This window comes from Chlamydia psittaci 6BC (genome assembly GCF_000204255.1).
Classification (GTDB): domain Bacteria; phylum Chlamydiota; class Chlamydiia; order Chlamydiales; family Chlamydiaceae; genus Chlamydia; species Chlamydia psittaci.
Genome location: NC_017287.1, coordinates 854,485 through 872,714, shown reverse-complemented (window position 1 = coordinate 872,714; position 18,230 = coordinate 854,485). Strand labels below are relative to the sequence as shown.

Below are 18,230 nucleotides of genomic sequence, written 5' to 3'. Positions count from 1 at the left end.
ATAAACAAAATAATAAAAAATATGCTACATTAAATAATTACCTGTCTGATTGATTAGCTTAGTTGTGTAGTTTATGTCTAAAGATAAAAAAATGAAGCCCGAATCGAAAAAAAATTTTCCTACGGTATTTTTTTTCCTTCTATTTGGTGTAATTTTCGGCGTGATTGCTGTTCAAAATTTCCTAGTTGCCAAGAAAGCCCGGGTCAGTTTTAGCCATCAGCTAGAGCATTTAGTAAATTTAAAATTGATTTATCCTGAAGATAGTAGAAAAATTGCTCTAAATGATAATTTGGTGTCGTTTAGTGGGCGTTTTCGTGAATCTCCAACAGCTGAAAGTCAGCTGCGCTATCATTACTTAGAGTTGATAGATCAAAAACATCAATTAGAGTTTGATCTTCAGGAAGCGAGTAAGAATGTCGATAATTTTGCAAAAGAGGTAGAGAGCTCTGTTTCGTGGTTTTCCGCAATTTCTGGGGTTCCAATTCCTGAAACAGGTTATTTGATATCTCCTAGTGTGGAATTAGGAAAGTCTTCTTTGGGAGCTCTTGTCGTTCATGGTTCGAATAATTTCCAAATTATCAATTTGCGTTCTTTAGAGCAACGTTATCAGACACTTCCTCGATCTAGTGAAACTTTACGTACGTTTGGTTCCGATTTATATGAGCTTATTGGGAAATATCTATCCCCAGCTTTGGGCATAGGTTCTGAGAGTATAAAGCGAGAACTAAAAGATTTTTATCAACAGGTTGAGCTTTCTCTAACTCAGTCGATGGATGCTGAACAGCTAAGTGTTCTTTATGAGAAAGTTTTATCTTCTCTACAGAGGATTTCTACATCACTAGTTTTATCTGATAGAGGAGACCATTTTGGACAATTGCGTTCTGTACGTTTATATCGTGAAGAACGTAGTAAATATGAAAAACTTATAGAAGATAGTCAGATTAATCAAGCACAGTTAGATAAGCTTCGTGGTGAGCTTAGCCAGGTTGTTTGGTATTTTAATAACCAAGAGCTATCTTCTCGAGCATTGGAAAAACAAGACCCTGAGGTATTTGCTCATTGGTTTTCTGGAGCTAAACAAGAGTGGGAAGGATTCTCCAATAACCGTGCTTTAACTTTCAAAGCTCCGGATCAGCCACGGAATTTAGTGTTAGAGAAAACATTTAAGAGTGAAGAGCCTGCGCCGCATTACATAGGATATCTGTTTACTTTCTTACCCATTATACTTGTGCTTGTCTTTGTCTATTTTGTCTTTTCTAGACAAGTGCGTGGTATGAACGGTTCAGCCATGTCTTTCGGGAAATCTCCAGCGCGCTTGTTAATGAAGGGGCAGAACAAAGTCACTTTTGCTGATGTTGCGGGTATAGAAGAGGCAAAAGAAGAATTAATAGAAATCGTAGACTTTCTTAAGAACCCTACGAAATTTACGAGTTTAGGGGGAAGAATCCCTAAAGGCGTGTTGTTAATAGGACCTCCAGGAACAGGAAAAACTTTAATAGCTAAAGCTGTGTCCGGAGAAGCTGACCGACCATTTTTCTCTATAGCCGGATCTGATTTTGTAGAAATGTTTGTTGGTGTTGGAGCTAGTCGTATTCGTGATATGTTCGAACAAGCGAAGAGAAATGCTCCTTGCATTATATTCATTGATGAGATCGATGCTGTAGGTCGTCATCGGGGCGCGGGTATAGGCGGAGGTCATGATGAACGTGAACAAACATTAAACCAATTACTTGTGGAAATGGATGGCTTTGGCACGAATGAGGGTGTTATCCTTATGGCTGCAACTAACCGTCCTGATGTTTTAGATAAGGCCTTATTACGTCCTGGACGTTTTGATCGTCGTGTGGTTATGAATTTACCTGATATTAAGGGTAGATTTGAAATTCTTTCCGTACATGCTAAGAGAATCAAATTGGATCCTACAGTAGATCTTATGGCAGTAGCACGAAGCACTCCCGGAGCTTCAGGAGCGGATTTAGAGAATTTATTAAATGAGGCTGCTCTTCTTGCTGCGCGTAAGGATCGTACTGCAGTAACTGCTGTAGATGTTGCTGAAGCTCGTGATAAGGTTCTTTATGGTAAAGAGCGTCGTAGCTTAGAAATGGATGCGGAAGAACGAAAAACAACAGCCTATCATGAATCAGGTCATGCGGTTGTGGGGCTTTGTGTTCAACATGCCGATCCTGTGGATAAAGTAACTATTATTCCTAGAGGTTTATCTTTAGGAGCTACGCATTTCCTTCCTGAGAAGAACAAACTTAGCTATTGGAAAAAAGAGTTGTTTGATCAGTTGGCTGTTCTTATGGGAGGTCGAGCCGCAGAAGATATCTTTTTAGGGGATATTTCTAGTGGTGCTCAGCAAGATATTTCTCAAGCTACGAAATTAGTTCGTAGTATGGTCTGCGAGTGGGGAATGAGTGAGCAATTAGGTACTGTAACTTATGATGAGCGTTCAGATACCTCTACAGGTTATGGCTCTTATCATGAGAAAAGCTATTCAGAGGAAACTGCAAAAGCTATTGACAGTGAGTTGCGTTCCTTATTGGATGCTGCGTACCAGCGCGCATTAACAATCATCAGAGAACATCGTGATGAAGTTGAATTGATGACGCAGATGTTAATAGAGTTTGAAACTCTAGACGCTAAAGACGTTAAAGAAATCATGGATCACACTTGGGACCCAGAGAAAAAACGAGCACGTTTAAAAGAAGAAGGTATGATGTTTAAGAAAGTTTCTGACGACTTACCTCCTCCTCCTCCTCAAGAAGATGCTATGAAAGATGGTACGTTAAAACTGAATAACACCACTACCTAATCTAATAGATTAGGTACTGATGTGAAAAGCCCCGAAATTCGGGGCTTTTTTTTGTCTTTTCAAAACGATCTAAAGAAAAACAACAAAGGAAAACGAGGAAACTACTCACTGAGAGTAGCTTTATGGCTGAGTTTGTATTGTCCTTTTTCGTTGATGCTTAACAGCTTAACAGTTAGGGTGTCTCCCTGTTTAACGAAATCACCAACGTTGTCTATACGTTGTTTAGAAAACTCAGAAATATGGCAAAGACCCTCTTTACCAGGGAGAATTTCAACAAAGGCTCCAAAAGGAACAACAGAGGTTACGCGACCTTCGTAAATCTTACCAACTTCAACTTCACCAACTAAACCTTCAATAATAGATTTAGCTTTCTCTATTGCTTGTGGTGAAGAAGCAGAAATACTGACAAGACCCGAGTCATTAATATCAATTTGTACTCCAGCTTCTTCAATAATTTGACGAATCTGCTTACCTCCAGGCCCAATAACAGTAGCGATTTTATTAGGCTTAATTTGCATTGTTTCAATGCGAGGAGCGTATTGAGATAAGTCTGTTTTAGGAGCTGCAAGAGCTTGTTTCATAGTTTCAAGAATATCTTGACGACCATCTTTAGCTTGGGCTAGGGCAGCTCGCATAATAGCAGGAGTAATGCCTTCTACTTTGATATCCATTTGGAATGCTGTAATTCCTTCGGTATTTCCAGCAACTTTGAAATCCATATCACCTAAATGATCTTCTAATCCGGAAATATCTGAGAGAATAGTTACATGGTCATCGTCTAATATTAATCCCATGGCTATACCAGCTATAGGAGTTTTAATAGGAACTCCGGCATCCATTAAAGCTAAGCAACCTCCGCAAACAGATGCCATAGATGAAGAACCATTAGATTCAGTAATGCTGGATTCTATTCGGATAGTATAAGGGAACTTCACAGGATCGGGTAGCGTATGACTTAATGCTTTTTCAGCAAGTTTACCATGACCGATTTCCCTTCTTCCTGGGGAGCCGATCCTTCCTACTTCTCCAACAGAGAAGGGAGGGAAGAAGTATTGTAAATAAAATTTGGCTAGTCCTTCACCATTTAAATCTTCATAACGTTGGGCCATGGCTTCACTACCTAAAGTACAGACAGCCATAGTTTGGGTTTCTCCCCGAGTAAATAAACAACTACCGTGAGTTCTTGGGAGGAAAGATGTTTCAATAGAGATAGGACGAATAGTAGTTATAGAACGTCCATCGGAACGTATGCCTTGTTCACGTATCAGACTACGCATGAAGTTAGACTTTGCTTGTTTAAAAGCAATTTTAATATTGAACTCAGTGAAAACTTCGTTTTCTTCTTGGAGTTGTTCTACGACTTCATTTTCTAATTGTTTTGAAGCAGCTTCAAAAGCTTTCTTTTCCTTAATTTTCAGGAGGTCAACAAACTTTCCTTCCACAAGTGCGTTTACAGCAGATTGGACTTCTTCTGGGAGAGAAACAATTTGACTTGTATTCTTTTCTTTACCTATTTGTTTTTGCCAATCCTTGAGTGCTTTGCATATAGTGACAATGTGTTTGTGACCAAATTCAATAGCTTCGATAACCTGCTCTTCTGTAAAGAAATCGCAGTGTCCCTCGATCATTAAAATAGCATTTTCTGTTCCTGCTAACACGAGTTCCATTCTGGAAACATCCATTTCAGCTTTTGTTGGGTTAACTACCCAACGATTGTTCACAAAGCCAACACGAACACCAGCTACAATACTAGTCTGAGGAATGTCAGAAATTGCTAGGGCTGCAGAAACACCACAAATTGCTATAGGATCAGGAAGAGTTACTCCGTCGTATGACCATACGTAAGATAAAATTTGAACATCCTGCATTAACCGGTTAGGTAATGAAGGACGCATGGAGCGATCTATGAGGCGAGAAGTTAAAATTTCTCTTTCTGTTGGGCGGCCTTCCCTTTTAATAAACCCACCTAAAGTTTTTCCTATAGAAGAAAACTTTTCTTGGTAATCAACTCTTAGAGGTAGAAAGTCGACAGCTTCCTCAAGGTTAGCCGCACAAACAGACGAAAAGACCCATGTTTCTTGCATGCGAGCAAGAACCGCGCCGTTAGCCTGACGAGCTATTTTCCCCGTTTCAAATACTAATGTTTTGCCTTCTTCAAGGGTAACAGAAATAGTTTCAAATGTCATGAAGGTCTCCTAATTAGATTGTTTTGTCGGGGAAAATAAATAAAGATTATTTTCTTAGATTTAATCTTGAAATTAAATTTTTATATCTTTCGGTGTCTGTAGAGTTAAGATACTCTAAGAGCTTTCGTCTTTGTCCTACCAACTTAAGCAGGGCTAGTCGAGAATTTTGGTCTTTAGGAGATCTCTTGAGGTGTTCTTTTAGTTCTGTAATGTGTTCTGTTAATATGGCGATTTGCACATCTGCTGAACCGGTATCCTTTTCATGAAGCTGAAATTTTTTTGTAATTTCTTCTTTAGTTCCCTTATCCAAAGACATTGGATGTCTCCTTAAAATAAAATAATTGCCGCAAAAGCCAATTATACTTGAGAGGTTTGTTAATGTACACCTTTTGGTATAGTGAGGCGGGTTTTTTTGATTTGAAAATAAAAATTCTACGTTTTTGATCTGATTGAAAAATGGCCGTTAAAGTAATATGACGACTTTTTACTATTTCTTATTAGGCAATTTTTTTCTTATAATCCGATGCAAAAAAGTAGTTTTGCGCTATCTAATATAAAGTCGATGAATATAGAAAAAGATATATTTTTTATGAATCAGGCTCTTAAGGAGGCTCGCCAGGCTTATGATGAGGACGAGGTTCCTGTGGGCTGTGTGATCGTAAAAGATAATAAAATCATTGCTCGAGGTCATAACACGACCGAAAAACTTCAAGATCCAACAGCTCATGCTGAAATTTTATGTATTGGAGCTGCGGCACAATATTTGGAGAACTGGCGTTTAGTTGATACTGTGCTCTATTGTACTCTTGAGCCGTGTTTGATGTGTGCCGGAGCTATACAACAGGCCCGTATTCGTAGAATAGTTTGGGCAGCCCCTGATTTGCGTTTGGGAGCCGGGGGGAGTTGGATCAATGTTTTTAAAGAAAAACATCCATTTCATCAGGTAGAGTGTTGCTCCGGAATTTGTCGTGAAGATGCTGAGCAATTAATGAAACAATTTTTTATAGGGAAGCGAAAAGAGAAAAATGAAAAATAAAATTCATGAGTTGTTGAATCAGCTTTATGAAAATCAAAAATCTCGTTTACAAAACATGGGGGAGCAAATCATTCCTAATTTAACTTCGGATGATGTGTTGCAGCCCATGGATTTTTCTTTATTGGAAGAAAACCCTTTTTTCCGTTTTGAAGAGGGTGTCCTTTCCGGATTAGGTGAGGCTAGAGCAGCAATTCTAGCTTTATTTGCTGATGAAGCTTAAAAGATTCGAGATATTCTGTAAGGGTTAGGAATTTTTTCTTTATAGCAAAATAGAACGCCCAGCATTAATGAGAGTATGGATCCGAAGAATAAGGCAAAGGCTCCAGAAAATAGTAGAATCAGGAAGTAAAACGCTGCCAAAACTACAAATCCCCATTTACGGGATAGGGTAATTGGGAAGGGGTGAAGTCCAAGGCGTTTTTCTGGATCTAGGAAAACCCAAATGAGCAAAAGTGTGCTAATTAAACATTCTGGTCCGAATAGGGCTTGCGAACTATGAAATAATTTGAGACATGCCCAAACCGCGACTCCTGTTATTAGGACTTGGCTGATAACAAGAATAAGAAAAGTTATCGATCCTAGTTTTCGAATAATGTGGTTAGTTGCCTTATAGAAAAAGGTGAAACCTAATACATTTCTCACGAGTAAACGTTGTGTTATGTCCATGCAGCCTTCTTTATGGATGCATAGAGAGTCAGCCGTAATGAGAGGATAGGTAATAAACTGCCAGAAATTATGTTTGTGAATTCCTGCAGTAGATAGGGCTAGAGTTTCGATAATCCCTGGAATACCGAATAACCTTTTCATCAGGTAGGAAAGCAGAGGGGATATACACGAGGTGATTAAGATAAACGAAGGAAGCTGTCTAAGTACCTGAGTGAGAAACGGGTTTTTGTTATGTTTATCTGGGAAGATAACCCTCATAGAGGTTTGACCTGATTCTTTTCTTTTTAGCCATGCCTTATATTAGATTATGGATTGTTTTATTAGAAGTCATTAAATAATTAATCAGACGGAGATGTCGTTAGATTTGCTTTAATAGTATATTCTTTTAATGAAGATAGGAGAGCTGTAGTTGCTTGCAATAACTTCATAGACTCTGTAGAAGTTGCATTCACTGCCTTTTGATTTGCTTGAGCTCTTTGTTGTGCTGCGGAAAGCTCTTGTTGGATAAGCTGTCGGTTGGCAGTGATTTGTTGGTTTGAAGTCTGGTATGCTTGGATTTCAGTTTGGTTTTTATACTCAGGCTTTTCCTCATTAAAGTTATCAGCTTTTTGAAGATCAGGGACTTTTAATAAGGGTAGGTTGATTAGCTCTTTTGTTTTCTTTTGTTGAGCTATCGTATTATCTTGTAACACTGCCATGATCGATTTTCCGAATTCTGTAGTCGATGTAGATAACTGTAGCATAACCGAAATACAGAAGTAGATAGCTGAGGGTTTATTAATTACAATGCTATCGGACACAACTTTTGTCGATGGGGGAACTACTGTAGGGACTTTATCCACATTTGGTGCTATAGAAGAGACGTTCATTATGCTAGGTTCCTTATAATTAAATGTTAGCTATCAAGCTCACAATTTGTGAGAATGTTTGAATTAAAGCCTGACCAACTTGTAGAGACTGTTGGATAATGTTATTATTGGTATTCAAGTTACTTGAAATCACTTGGGAGCCATTTCCTAGTCCTGAAATTTGGTTTTGTAGTGCTTGTCTAGAAGCTCCAACAGCTTGGTTCGTCGCTTGAACATCTTGCAAGAATGCCGATGAGTTATCGTTTAATTTATTTTTAGGGATAGTTGTGTATTGGTATAAAGCTTCTTGGTTGTTTAGAAAAGTTTGAGCAGAAGCATTAGCCTGAAGTTCTTGAGCGATAATAGATAAGTTGTCTTGAGCGACCAATACCGATTGGTATACATAGTATACGGTAATAATCAGCGGATTGGAATCTTTAGCAAATTTTGCAATAATTTCGTCAGCTGTTGCTGTATTGGGACCGCCTGTGATAGACGTTCCTGGAACCTCGATAGCGGCTCTTGGGTTAGCTTGCAGTGGTGTAGAAGAGAACCACATAATTTCCTACCTATTTATCTTCAATTAACTTTAAGTTGTTTCCCTACTTGCTTATGAAGGAGGTTTATTTAATTGGTTTACTGTACTTCCAATAGAACTGGTTGTTTTTAAGAAGGAAGAATCTTGAGAAGCTAATTGTTGGATGATGTTGATATTCGTAGATGCGTGTGAGAGGATAATTTGTCCGTTTTGTCTAGCAGTAACCAATTCATCTTGAATATTTGATCTTTGAGCAGAGTAGTTCTGGTTTTGGTTTTGTACACGAGTAATTTCGTCTTCTTTAGCCCCAGCGCTTACCACAGCAAATTTGATTTGATTAGTTGCTTGGTTTAATTGTTGTTGAATATTAGTATTATCATTTAATTGTTGTGATTGAGTCAGAACTGTTTGTTGTCGAATTTCAATCGCTTGTAAAAGAAGCTCGTAAATGCTAAAAAGCAAAGCGCCAATAGGAGGTGTATTTAGTGGATCCAAGGGGGGAAGTTGAGTAGCCTGCGTCGCTTCTCCAGATGCTATTAAAGCTGTAGATGTGGTGCTAATAGGTTGTACTGCCATAATGGAAAATTTTTTAGTTTTGTTTAGTTTTATTTTACCAATAAACAAAACGTTTTATTAAATAATAAATTCAAAAAATACTTATTTTGTTTATTAAGTTGTTTTCCTTTAGCGACAAATAAAATTAAAAAATTTTGCAAGGAAAGTAATAAAGTTTTTATCTCTAAAATTTAGAGTTTCTAAAGAAAATAAAGGACTTGCTATCAATCGGTGAACACGAGGTTGCTTGATTGAGAATAGCATCCTTTAGCTAGCGAGGAGAAGGAAGTGTCTGGAAACGAACGTGATGACGGTGCAGGAACTTTCGATGAGGATGTGAGTGCTTATGTACTGGTGACTTGCGCGCATGTGTCTTCAGACGGCAAGATGAAAGTGGAGATGACCTATGAGGGAGATCCCGCTGTAATTAGCTATTTATTAACTAAAGCTCATGACTCTTTAGAAGAGTCCTAGGCGTATTCTTGTATGGGATTTGAGGCCATGCACGTTTTTAATAAGCGTCTTTATCGAAAAGTTTATCAAGGATTTAGGTGGGGAACTTTGTTGGGAAGGTGTAGATCTTTCTCAATAGAATGGGTGTTTCTATCGTCTATGATTTTAATTTTCAGTGGATTAGGTTGTGCTTATATAGTTGATGCAACTGTATTTCTACTGACTATGTTTTTTTCTGCTTTAGCATTAGTTGCGTCTGTATATTTGCGTTTTTGGGGATACGGTATCGTGTCCTGTTTATTTTTATCAGTATATTATTACAAATATATTAATGTAAGTTCTTCATTATTATGGGCTTTAGGCTTGTTTTTAGCCTTTTTATTATCTTGGGGAATTTTTGTTTTTGGTATTTCCTTTGTTGATGAAGAAAATAACGAACAACAACAGAAATATAATCAATTAGCGAATGAGTATAGTGAGATACAAATATCTTATGATAAAGCAGTTCATGATAAATCTATAGCGTGTGAATTTTTAGAAAAGCGTGCACATGCTTTAGAATCTGAGCTGAAAGAGTGCCGAGCTTTGTTACAGGATTCTTGTAAGAAACAAGAACATATGGCTTTGGATTTGCAAATTCTTGCTGATCAGAAAAATAGTTGGCTAGAAGATTACGCTGTTTTGCATAACGAATATGTACGTCTTGTAGCTGGAGATGAGACTACTTCTGTATTTTCTTGGGTGTCTGGAAAAGACACAGTTTCCAATAGAGAGGACGGGGAAACTGAGTTATGGTTACGTGCTTTACGAGAAAAAGACGAAAAAATGACCTCTTTAGAAAATGAGCTTATCGAAGAAAAGCTTTTAAGGAAGAGTTTAGAAGATCGATGTGAAAGTTTTAAAGCCTATGTTCAGGAAGTAGAGCAGTTACGCTTAAGGTTAGAAGAAGTACAGAATCTTTTAAATCAAAAGGATGAAGAAATTATAAAGCTGCATGCTTTTATAAAAGAACAAGAAACTGCTATTAAAACACCGTCTGATAACCATGAAATTAAGTCCTATAAGGATAAATACATTCAATTACGGGGACAGTTTGCAGAAAAAACTGAAGTGTTAGCAGAAGTTCGTAAGGAGCTGTTCTTAGTTCGAGAAAAGTATCTTGCTCTACAAAAACAAGAGGAAAATGTCTCTGTCTTCACAGACATGAGAGACATTGAGATAATTCAGAATCTTCTAGAGCATATAGAATCTCTGGAAGAAGAGATTATTTCTCTAGAAGAGTTAGTATCTCATAACCTGTCTCAGTAATCAGTAGGGTGTGTTCCCACTGTGCGCTAGGTTGATTATCGCAAGTTCTTGCTTCCCAGTGGTTTTTGGGATCTATAATCCCTTCTTTTTTCCCTACGTTGATCATGGGTTCTATGGTAAATATCATTCCAGGAGCTAAGGGTATAGCACTACGATTCCTGTAATGCGGAACATAAGGGTTTTCATGGAATTTTATACCCACACCGTGACCTACAAACTGATCGACTACAGAAAATCCATAACTATCAGCACAAGCTTCTATGGCTTCACCGATTTCGTATAGAGGTAAGTTGGGCTTTAACTTAGCAATTGCTGCGTTCAAACAGTCTAAAGATGCTTGACAGACGCGTTTTTTTATTTCAGAGACCTCTCCAATCATTACCATCTTGCTACAATCTCCGTAATACCCATCAACAATACAAGAAACATCGATGTTCATGATATCGCCGTTTTTTAAGGGGGTATTATTAGGAATGCCGTGGCAGATCACTTCATTAAGTGAAGTGCAAATCGTTTTTGGGAAAGGAGGAGAGCCATAATTTAGAGGTGCTGGAATTGCGTCATATTCTTTATGTAATTGACGGGAGAGTTGGTCTAGGTCTTCTGTAGTCACACCTTCTTTAGATGCTTTGCAAAGAGCATCAAGTATACGTGCAGTTACTTGACAAGCATAACGGATTTTTTCGATTTGTTTTGGAGTCTTTAAAATAATATCGTATTGCGAAGCGTAATATTGTTTTTGTTGTTCCCAAGATATTTGAGGGGACTGGGCATGGCAATGTTTCCATTTGCGTTTGCTTCCACACCAGCAGGGATCATTTCTTTTCATTTATCTACACTACTTAATATAAAATCCTATGTTAAATGCTATTGAAATACCTTTAAGCATGAGGTTTGCAGACATTAATAATAACGCAATGCTGAATAATCTTTCTAAGGCTACTAACCCGGAAGATCCCAGAATTCGATTAAAAAAGCTCGAACTTAGTAAAGTAAATACGGAAAGTACCCAAGCGATTATCATAGCACTGAAAATAATTTCTTTAGATAACAAAGCTTCTTCCATATAGCTGAGTAGAGAAGTAATTACAGCAGGGCCAGTGATTACAGGGAAAGCTAAGGGAAAGAAGATAGGTTCTGATTGTGGTTCAGAAGAGTCTGATTCTACTGGTGGGGGTACAAGCATCATTTTCAATGAAACCGAGCAGAGTAGAACCCCTCCGATAAACTGAAATGCGTACAAGGAAATGTCAAGAAATTGGAAGAATTTTCTTCCGAAAGTGACAAAAAGTAGTAGGGTAACAAGAGCAAAAATACATTCTCGGAGGATGATACGTTGTTGCCTTTTGGCAGAGAAGCGCTTTAACAGAGATACGAAAACAGGAACAGATCCAGGAGAATCAAAAAGTACGTAAAATAATAAGCTAAGATTAATCAGAGTTAGCATAAATGTCTCTTTTATAAGAAGGCAAGTTGTAATCCGGACATGAGTAGTTGGGTACCTACGATCGTTGCGAAGAGACCAAGCACTGTTTGGGTGGCAAGGAGTACCTTTGCCTTATCTTTTCCTCCGCTGACAAAAACTTGTAAGATTATAGTAGTTAGAGAAATAAAGACCCAAGAAAGAATGAGAATAAGAGAAATTGAAGCAAAGCTGTAGCGTTTCCCTATCAAAATGCAACAAGCTGCTAGCCAAGAAGGACCGATCATTAGAGGCAAAGCAATGGGTGTTACCATAGATAGGGAGGAGGGGGTAGTAAAACCTTTCCAACTATTTTCTTTACTTAGATTTAAAATAGCCCTCATTCCCGTCAATGTGACGGCAATACCCCCTACAACTTGTATTGCACATAGGGGAGTTTTTAACACGTACAAGGTGCCCAAGGCTGCTTCATATAAAGCAAACATGCTAAAAAGAGCGAACACACTTTCTCGTACTAACAGTGACAAGCGTTCTTTTCTTGAATAACGTGCCAATACGTGATTTAACACTAAAACATTAGTTAAGGCATCTGCTGCTAACAAGAGTATACAAGCTTGAGGTAATAAAAAATAAAAAGTGTCCATGGGGAGAATTTTTATATGCTAGGGCTATTATTTTTCAAGGTAATCAACTAAAGTGCGGAGAAACATGCAAAATAGGATCTAAAATATCTTATGATCGATAAATTGATAGCTGAAAGTATAAAACTCTATACTAAACCTTTTTCTTCCATTCTTTTATTTGGTCCTCCCGGTGCTGGTAAAGATTTATTAGGAAATTTTATAGCACATGGTGGTAGCCAAGTTTATGTTTCTTTAGGGGATATTTTCCGTTGTTATCCTATAGAGTCTCCTATTCGACAACTTTTTCATAAATATGCAGTGTCCGGGTCTTTGATCCCCGATGAAGATGTTATTGCTGTTTGGAACTATTATGTTCAGGGTCTGATAGCTACTGGGAAGTTTCTTCCAGATCGTCAGGATTTACTTATTAGTGGGCTTCCAAGAACGGTAGATCAAGCAAAGCTTCTTGATTCCTACATTCATGTACGTCATGTAATTATTTTAGAAGTACATGAAGAAGCTAAGTTGCTCGAACGCACTCAAAATTCTCTCTATAGTAAGGGAAGAATTAATGAGGTTGGTATTGAAGTATTGCAAAAGCGTTTGCAATCCTATCAAAAAGACATAGATGCGATTATTCAACATTATCCCATTCACAAGGTGTCGCGCATTAGTGCTGAGCAGAAGCCAATGGAAGTTCTTCGAGATGTGCTATCGCGTCTTGCTCACGTTTTTTCTCATCCTGGCAGACCTGTGAATTAGATGGGTATATCTGATCTGGAGAGAAACTGATTATTTTATCCGAAAAGTTGGGGTAGCGCTTTAGGATAGCTTGTAACAAGGTGTCGATTAGATGTTTATTTAATGGCTCTTGGGATTTCGACAATAGAGGGAGAGTGACTTTCCATTGAAGAAATTCGTCTGTAATGATTTTCGGTATGTCATGCGTAGCTTTGATATACGCTTGGAAGGATTTTTTAGGGTGTTTTTGGCAATAGTCAATGCTTCTTTGAAGAGCTATTTGTATGGCCTCAACAACTTCTGGAGATGTAGCTCTCGTATTTTTTTTTCCACATAGGAGGAGCTGAGGTCCTGTAGGAAGACCGTAGGAATCAGAGAGGAAGCAGCCTACAGGCATTCCCAATGTTTCTAGTTTCACGCCTTCTATATTGTAAAAAGCTCCATAGAGGAAATCGATTTTTTTCAATAACATGGGCGAGATTAAATCTGAGCTTACATTTCGTACTTCCGAGGGAACAACACCGTGTAGACGTAACGTTTCTAGTAAACAGGAAAGATCGCGTGAGTTGTTTAAGCAGAATCCTAAAACTTTATTATTCAAATCTTCTATTTTTGAAATATTATTTTCTTTCCTATAGATAAACCCTTGTAATGTAGAGTCAATTAAAGACCCGACTACTTGTATATCAGCTCCTTGTAGAGAGGTTTTTATTATTCCAAGAGCGTGGTATAGGGTAAGGTCTACTTGTTCGAAGAGAACATGGGGAATAACAGCACCTGTATCTGTACTTTTTTGAATGCGTAAATCTATACCTTGATCGCGGAAAAATCCTTTGGATACTCCTACATATAGCGGGATATGGTTAGGGTTAGGAGTCCAGTCTAGAAGTAAAGTTATAGGTGTGAGATGAGTTTGGTGTACTGGCTTAGTCTTAAACTTCCATAGAGGTAGAATGAGTAAGGGGATGAGTAAACAAGCGAATTTTCTATTAGGCAGTCGATATTTCTTTGTTGTTTTTTCTATGCGAAAGAGGGCAAAGGTTAGCTTCTCAATGAGTAAAATGCTTTGAAACAGAGTAAATGTGAGAAGGGTTAAAGCAAACAATCCTGCAAAGGTCATTTCCATATCATAGTTTCGTCGACTTTCTAGAATGAGGATCCCTAAACCAGATTGTGAAGCCAACCACTCTCCAGCTATTGCTGCAAATCCTGCAGATCCCATAGCAATTTTAAGTCCTGAAAATATATGAGGAAGAGCATGGGGGAGACGTAGCTTAATGAAAATTTGTTGTTTGGTTGCTTGATGTAAAATAAATTGCTCTAGAAGTTCTTCAGGAGTTGATGTTATCCCTTGATAAATCGTGATTGTTAATGGGAAAAATACTGTAAGCGCTGTCGGGACAATTACGGCATTCAATCCCCAGCCAAACCATAGTACGATTAGAGGTGCTAAGGTAAACATGGGAGTACATTGCACCAAGATGAAAAATGGGTTCAGGAGATCTTTTGCTGGTTTATAGGCTAGCATAAGGATTACGAGCCCTATAGACAATAATAGGGCTAAAAAGAATCCCCCTAAAATCCCTTGGAGGGTATAGCAGGAAGAAGAAAAAATAAGATTTGTAGAATTTAAAAAACTAGCAGCTATTTTCGATGGTGGAGGGCATAAAAAGGAAAAGGATGGATTATTTTTAGAAAAATACTCCCAAAACAAAAGTAAAAATGAAGTAGTTAGAAAATAACATAAAAGTTTTTTTTTCATTTTGTAGATGTAGAGGGAAAAATAAAAGGGAATCATAGGGGAATAGAATATATGCGGCAAGAAAATGATAGTTTAGGAATTGTAGAAGTCCCTGAAGACAAGTTGTATGGAGCACAAACAGCGCGTTCTCAGAAGTATTTTTCCTGGGCTCCTGAGGTTATGCCTCAAGAAGTTATTCGAGCTTTAGTATGGATTAAAAAATGTGCTGCTAAGGCAAATCGTGATCTAGGTTTTCTAGATTCAAAATATTGTGATATGATTGTTTCTGCTTCTGATGAGATTATAGCAGGCAATTTTGATGAGCATTTTCCTCTAAAAGTTTGGCAGACAGGTAGTGGAACGCAATCAAATATGAATGTGAACGAGGTGATTGCGAATCTAGCTATTCAACGTCACGGTGGTGTTTTAGGTAGCAAAACACCAATACACCCTAATGATCATGTAAATAAATCCCAATCTTCTAATGATGTGTTCCCCACAGCTATGCATATTGCTGCAGTGATGAGTCTGAAGAAGAAATTAATTCCTGCTCTGGATCATTTACAGCGGGCGTTAGATGCTAAGGTTGCTGAGTTTCGAGATTGTGTCAAGATTGGCAGAACACATTTAATGGATGCTGTTCCTATGACATTAGGACAAGAATTTTCTGGTTACAGTAGCCAAATACGTCAATGTTTAGAGAGAGTCGCTTTTTCTCTTACACACATGTATGAGTTAGCCATAGGAGGAACAGCGGTAGGAACAGGATTAAATGTTCCTGAAGGTTTTGTAGATAAGGTGATTCATTATTTGCGTCAAGAAACCGGAGAGCCTTTTATTGCTTCATCGAATTATTTTTCAGCATTATCGAATCACGATATTTTAGTACATGCTCATGGTGTTTTAGCTACTTTATCCTGTGCTTTAACAAAGATTGCCACAGATTTAAGTTTTTTGGGATCGGGTCCTCGATGTGGTTTAGGGGAATTATTATTTCCTGAGAATGAACCGGGATCTTCGATAATGCCCGGGAAGATCAACCCAACGCAATGTGAGGCTTTGCAAATGGTTTGTGCTCAAGTTATCGGTAATAACCAGGCAATCATTGTTGGCGGAAGTCGAGGGAACTTCGAACTTAATGTAATGAAACCTTTGATCATTTATAACTTTTTACAATCTGTAGATATACTCTCTGGCGGTATGCAAGCCTTTGCTGATTATTTTGTTTCAGGTTTGCGAGTGAATAAGCTAAGACTTAAAGAATACTTGGATAACTCTTTGATGCTCGTTACTGCCTTAACTCCTGTTTTAGGTTATGATAAATGCTCTAAAATGGCTTTGAAAGCTTTTCATGAAAATCTAAGTTTAAAAGAAGCCTGTATACAGATGGGCTACTTATCAGCAGAAGAGTTCGATCGTCTTGTTGTTCCCGAATCTATGGTGGGGAAACATTAATGAGACGACTTGCTTTCTAAATTAATTAAGGCTTGAGCGAATAAGAGAGCGCTCTTCGTATTCGAGAAGATATGATCAACACCGATAAGTTCATCTAAATGATAACGTTTAAGATCACTTAGCGGTGTTTTTTTTACTCCTGCTAAGAGTAAAAGCGTTCCCTGGCGATCACACTCAAGGAAGAATTCTTCTAGAGCGTGCATAGCAGATGCATCAATTGTAGGTACGCGACTCATGCATAATATGAAGATTTTAGGAGGTTTCTCTATTTCATTTAGAAGATTTTTCAATCTATCAGCAATTCCAAAGAAAAACGGGCCGTTGATTTCATAAATTTCTGTATGAGCAGGAACTTCAGATTTAGAAAAGAGATCATCATCTTTTGTCTGCTTATTTTCATCGAAGAACTTTGCTGTGGATATTACGTCAGAAAGATCACTCATTTGTTTCATAAATAGAAACGCGGCTAACATCATCCCTACCTGCACTGCAGAAGTGATTGTTGTCATAACCGTAAGAATAAAAACGGTTAGGAGAACAACAACGTCTTTTTTAGGTGCGGTAAATAAATGAATGAAGTGATGAATTTCACTCATATTCCAGGCAATAAGAATAAGGACAGCTGCTAAACAGGTAAGAGGGATTTTTACTGTTAAGGGTGCTAAAGCTAAAAGAATTACGCAAATAAAAGCGGAGTGAATTAACCCTGCAATAGGAGTGGTTGCCCCAGATTTAATACTTGCAGCTGTTCTTGATAAAGAACCCGTTACAGGCATCCCTGCAAAGAAAGATGTTCCGATATTCGCAATGCCTTGAGCTACGAGTTGGCAGTTGGATTGATGTCTCCATCCAGTCATACCGTCAGCAACTACAGCCGAAAGCAAGGTTTCTATCCCTGAAAGAACTGCAATGGTTAATGCATCTGGCATGAGTTGTAAAATCTTTGTCAGACTGAGATGGGGGAATGCAGGTAAAGGTAGAGATTGTGGTAGAGCTCCGTAGCGACTGCCGATCGTTGGAATGTCAATTTTTAGCAACCAAACTAGTGTTGAAGCTACGATAATTGCTATCATAACTCCTGGGTATCGTGGTTTGTAATTACGGAAGTAAATCATGATGAGTAGAGTGAACAGCCCTACAGCAAAAGCTTTGCTATCCCATGTCCATAAGTAATCCCAATAAGCTACCCATTTAGCAATAAAATCTGTAGGGATAGTATCCCCCATTTGTAGACCTAAAAAGTCTCTAATCTGAGAGGAGAAAATGATAACAGCTAACCCCGTTGTTAATCCTGTGACGACGGGATAGGGCATATATTTAATGAAGGTTCCTAATCCAGTAAGTCCAAAGGCGACTAGGAATATCCCTCCCATTAGGGTGATTGTAAATAACCCTTCAACCCCGTATTTTGCTGAAATGCAATAAAGTATAGAAATGAAAGCACTAGTCGGTCCTGATATAAGAACACGGCTACCACCTAGCGCTGAGGCTATAAATCCTCCGATGATGGATGCTAGTAAACCTTGTATAGGGGATACGCCGACACCGATAGCGATAGCAATGGCAAAAGGAAATGCTAATACACCTACAGTAAGTCCGGCTATAAAGTCTTTTTTAAATGTATTAAAGGTATAACCATCCTTAATACACGTATAGAGTTTGGGAATAAGATGTTTAAACGATAAGGCGACTTTCACTAGACTCCTAACGCAGATTTAGAACTAGGGAACTTTATTATTGTTCTGTTCTTTTGTATCTTTGTCAAATAGTTCGTTATATTTATAAACGTTTTGTTGCTTCAAATCTAAGCTGCAAGAATATAGAATTTTTCTATAAAACAGT

Annotated in this window: 18 protein-coding genes; 7 read left to right on the top strand and 11 right to left on the bottom strand. The window is 38.1% G+C overall.

Annotation, left to right across the window (positions count from 1 at the left end; all coding sequences use genetic code 11):
- The first annotated feature begins 73 nt into the window (after positions 1-73).
- The gene (ftsH, locus tag G5O_RS08955) at positions 74-2,815 is read left to right on the top strand and encodes an ATP-dependent zinc metalloprotease FtsH (RefSeq protein ID WP_006343427.1); all 2,742 of its coding nucleotides are present in this window, start codon (positions 74-76) and stop codon (positions 2,813-2,815) included.
- Between the two features lie 101 nt (positions 2,816-2,916).
- Here ftsH and pnp read toward each other — a convergent pair whose 3' ends face one another.
- The gene (gene pnp / locus G5O_RS08950) at positions 2,917-5,001 is read right to left on the bottom strand and encodes a polyribonucleotide nucleotidyltransferase (protein ID WP_006343426.1); all 2,085 of its coding nucleotides are present in this window, start codon (positions 4,999-5,001) and stop codon (positions 2,917-2,919) included.
- Between the two features lie 46 nt (positions 5,002-5,047).
- Entirely contained in the window at positions 5,048-5,317 is a 270-nt protein-coding gene (gene rpsO, locus G5O_RS08945; RefSeq protein WP_006343425.1) for a 30S ribosomal protein S15, read from the bottom strand.
- Positions 5,318-5,563: 246 nt separating this feature from the next.
- Between rpsO and tadA the strand changes: the two genes are divergently transcribed.
- The gene (tadA, locus tag G5O_RS08940; protein ID WP_013462717.1) at positions 5,564-6,037 is read left to right on the top strand and encodes a tRNA adenosine(34) deaminase TadA; all 474 of its coding nucleotides are present in this window, start codon (positions 5,564-5,566) and stop codon (positions 6,035-6,037) included.
- Positions 6,027-6,257 carry a hypothetical protein gene (locus tag G5O_RS08935; protein ID WP_006343423.1) on the top strand — a complete coding sequence of 77 codons (231 nt, stop codon included), beginning with the start codon at positions 6,027-6,029 and terminating at the stop codon, positions 6,255-6,257. The genes tadA and G5O_RS08935 overlap by 11 nt, the downstream gene beginning before the upstream one ends.
- Here G5O_RS08935 and G5O_RS08930 read toward each other — a convergent pair.
- The 4 genes from G5O_RS08930 to G5O_RS08915 form a co-directional block, all read right to left on the bottom strand.
- Positions 6,254-6,961, bottom strand: coding sequence for a hypothetical protein (locus G5O_RS08930; protein WP_006343422.1), 708 nt, complete (start codon positions 6,959-6,961; stop codon positions 6,254-6,256). The two genes, G5O_RS08935 and G5O_RS08930, sit on opposite strands and share 4 nt — an antisense overlap.
- Positions 6,962-7,041: 80 nt before the next feature.
- On the bottom strand, positions 7,042-7,572 hold the full coding sequence (locus G5O_RS08925) for a CT847 family type III secretion system effector protein (RefSeq protein ID WP_006343421.1): 531 nt from the start codon (positions 7,570-7,572) through the stop codon (positions 7,042-7,044).
- A 19-nt stretch (positions 7,573-7,591) separates the two neighbouring features.
- The gene (locus G5O_RS08920; protein ID WP_006343420.1) at positions 7,592-8,110 is read right to left on the bottom strand and encodes a DUF720 domain-containing protein; all 519 of its coding nucleotides are present in this window, start codon (positions 8,108-8,110) and stop codon (positions 7,592-7,594) included.
- A 51-nt stretch (positions 8,111-8,161) separates the two neighbouring features.
- Positions 8,162-8,665: a DUF720 domain-containing protein gene (locus G5O_RS08915; protein ID WP_006343419.1), complete on the bottom strand. Its 504-nt coding sequence runs from the start codon at positions 8,663-8,665 to the stop codon at positions 8,162-8,164.
- A gap of 267 nt (positions 8,666-8,932) precedes the next feature.
- On the opposite strand from G5O_RS08915, the gene G5O_RS08910 reads away from it, so the two are divergent.
- Together G5O_RS08910 and G5O_RS08905 are read left to right on the top strand one after the other, a co-directional pair.
- The gene (locus G5O_RS08910) at positions 8,933-9,118 is read left to right on the top strand and encodes a hypothetical protein (protein ID WP_006343418.1); all 186 of its coding nucleotides are present in this window, start codon (positions 8,933-8,935) and stop codon (positions 9,116-9,118) included.
- Positions 9,119-9,256: 138 nt separating this feature from the next.
- Positions 9,257-10,405 carry a hypothetical protein gene (locus G5O_RS08905; protein ID WP_006343417.1) on the top strand — a complete coding sequence of 383 codons (1,149 nt, stop codon included), beginning with the start codon at positions 9,257-9,259 and terminating at the stop codon, positions 10,403-10,405.
- Here the strand turns inward: G5O_RS08905 and G5O_RS08900 are convergent.
- Genes G5O_RS08900 through G5O_RS08890 form a run of 3 tightly spaced genes read right to left on the bottom strand, consistent with a single transcriptional unit; the run spans position 10,362 to position 12,472 of the window.
- Positions 10,362-11,234, bottom strand: a complete 873-nt coding sequence (locus tag G5O_RS08900; RefSeq protein WP_006343416.1) for a methionyl aminopeptidase — start codon at positions 11,232-11,234, stop codon at positions 10,362-10,364. The two genes, G5O_RS08905 and G5O_RS08900, sit on opposite strands and share 44 nt — an antisense overlap.
- A gap of 9 nt (positions 11,235-11,243) precedes the next feature.
- Entirely contained in the window at positions 11,244-11,852 is a 609-nt protein-coding gene (locus G5O_RS08895; RefSeq protein WP_006343415.1) for a MarC family protein, read from the bottom strand.
- A gap of 11 nt (positions 11,853-11,863) precedes the next feature.
- Complete coding sequence (locus G5O_RS08890; protein ID WP_006343414.1) at positions 11,864-12,472, bottom strand: MarC family protein; 609 nt, start codon at positions 12,470-12,472, stop codon at positions 11,864-11,866.
- Positions 12,473-12,562: 90 nt separating this feature from the next.
- On the opposite strand from G5O_RS08890, the gene G5O_RS10365 reads away from it, so the two are divergent.
- Complete coding sequence (locus G5O_RS10365; RefSeq protein ID WP_006343413.1) at positions 12,563-13,213, top strand: nucleoside monophosphate kinase; 651 nt, start codon at positions 12,563-12,565, stop codon at positions 13,211-13,213.
- On the opposite strand, the gene G5O_RS08885 is transcribed toward G5O_RS10365, so the two are convergent.
- On the bottom strand, positions 13,122-14,954 hold the full coding sequence (locus G5O_RS08885) for an ABC transporter substrate-binding protein (RefSeq protein WP_013462715.1): 1,833 nt from the start codon (positions 14,952-14,954) through the stop codon (positions 13,122-13,124). The two genes, G5O_RS10365 and G5O_RS08885, sit on opposite strands and share 92 nt — an antisense overlap.
- A 51-nt stretch (positions 14,955-15,005) precedes the next feature.
- Between G5O_RS08885 and fumC the strand changes: the two genes are divergently transcribed.
- The gene (fumC, locus tag G5O_RS08880) at positions 15,006-16,388 is read left to right on the top strand and encodes a class II fumarate hydratase (RefSeq protein ID WP_006343411.1); all 1,383 of its coding nucleotides are present in this window, start codon (positions 15,006-15,008) and stop codon (positions 16,386-16,388) included.
- Here fumC and G5O_RS08875 read toward each other — a convergent pair.
- The gene (locus tag G5O_RS08875) at positions 16,385-18,085 is read right to left on the bottom strand and encodes an SLC26/SulP family anion transporter (RefSeq protein ID WP_006343410.1); all 1,701 of its coding nucleotides are present in this window, start codon (positions 18,083-18,085) and stop codon (positions 16,385-16,387) included. The two genes, fumC and G5O_RS08875, sit on opposite strands and share 4 nt — an antisense overlap.
- Between the last annotated feature and the right edge of the window lie 145 nt (positions 18,086-18,230).

Excerpts from the sequence above, each read along its gene's own strand:
- ftsH (WP_006343427.1), top strand. The coding sequence starts at position 74 with ATGTCTAAAGATAAAAAAATGAAGCCCGAATCGAAAAAAAATTTTCCT.
- pnp (WP_006343426.1), bottom strand. The coding sequence starts at position 5,001 with ATGACATTTGAAACTATTTCTGTTACCCTTGAAGAAGGCAAAACATTA.
- rpsO (WP_006343425.1), bottom strand. The coding sequence starts at position 5,317 with ATGTCTTTGGATAAGGGAACTAAAGAAGAAATTACAAAAAAATTTCAG.
- tadA (WP_013462717.1), top strand. The coding sequence starts at position 5,564 with ATGAATATAGAAAAAGATATATTTTTTATGAATCAGGCTCTTAAGGAG.
- G5O_RS08935 (WP_006343423.1), top strand. The coding sequence starts at position 6,027 with ATGAAAAATAAAATTCATGAGTTGTTGAATCAGCTTTATGAAAATCAA.
- G5O_RS08930 (WP_006343422.1), bottom strand. The coding sequence starts at position 6,961 with ATGAGGGTTATCTTCCCAGATAAACATAACAAAAACCCGTTTCTCACT.
- G5O_RS08925 (WP_006343421.1), bottom strand. The coding sequence starts at position 7,572 with ATGAACGTCTCTTCTATAGCACCAAATGTGGATAAAGTCCCTACAGTA.
- G5O_RS08920 (WP_006343420.1), bottom strand. The coding sequence starts at position 8,110 with ATGTGGTTCTCTTCTACACCACTGCAAGCTAACCCAAGAGCCGCTATC.
- G5O_RS08915 (WP_006343419.1), bottom strand. The coding sequence starts at position 8,665 with ATGGCAGTACAACCTATTAGCACCACATCTACAGCTTTAATAGCATCT.
- G5O_RS08905 (WP_006343417.1), top strand. The coding sequence starts at position 9,257 with ATGATTTTAATTTTCAGTGGATTAGGTTGTGCTTATATAGTTGATGCA.
- G5O_RS08900 (WP_006343416.1), bottom strand. The coding sequence starts at position 11,234 with ATGAAAAGAAATGATCCCTGCTGGTGTGGAAGCAAACGCAAATGGAAA.
- G5O_RS08895 (WP_006343415.1), bottom strand. The coding sequence starts at position 11,852 with ATGCTAACTCTGATTAATCTTAGCTTATTATTTTACGTACTTTTTGAT.
- G5O_RS08890 (WP_006343414.1), bottom strand. The coding sequence starts at position 12,472 with ATGGACACTTTTTATTTTTTATTACCTCAAGCTTGTATACTCTTGTTA.
- G5O_RS10365 (WP_006343413.1), top strand. The coding sequence starts at position 12,563 with ATGATCGATAAATTGATAGCTGAAAGTATAAAACTCTATACTAAACCT.
- G5O_RS08885 (WP_013462715.1), bottom strand. The coding sequence starts at position 14,954 with ATGAAAAAAAAACTTTTATGTTATTTTCTAACTACTTCATTTTTACTT.
- fumC (WP_006343411.1), top strand. The coding sequence starts at position 15,006 with ATGCGGCAAGAAAATGATAGTTTAGGAATTGTAGAAGTCCCTGAAGAC.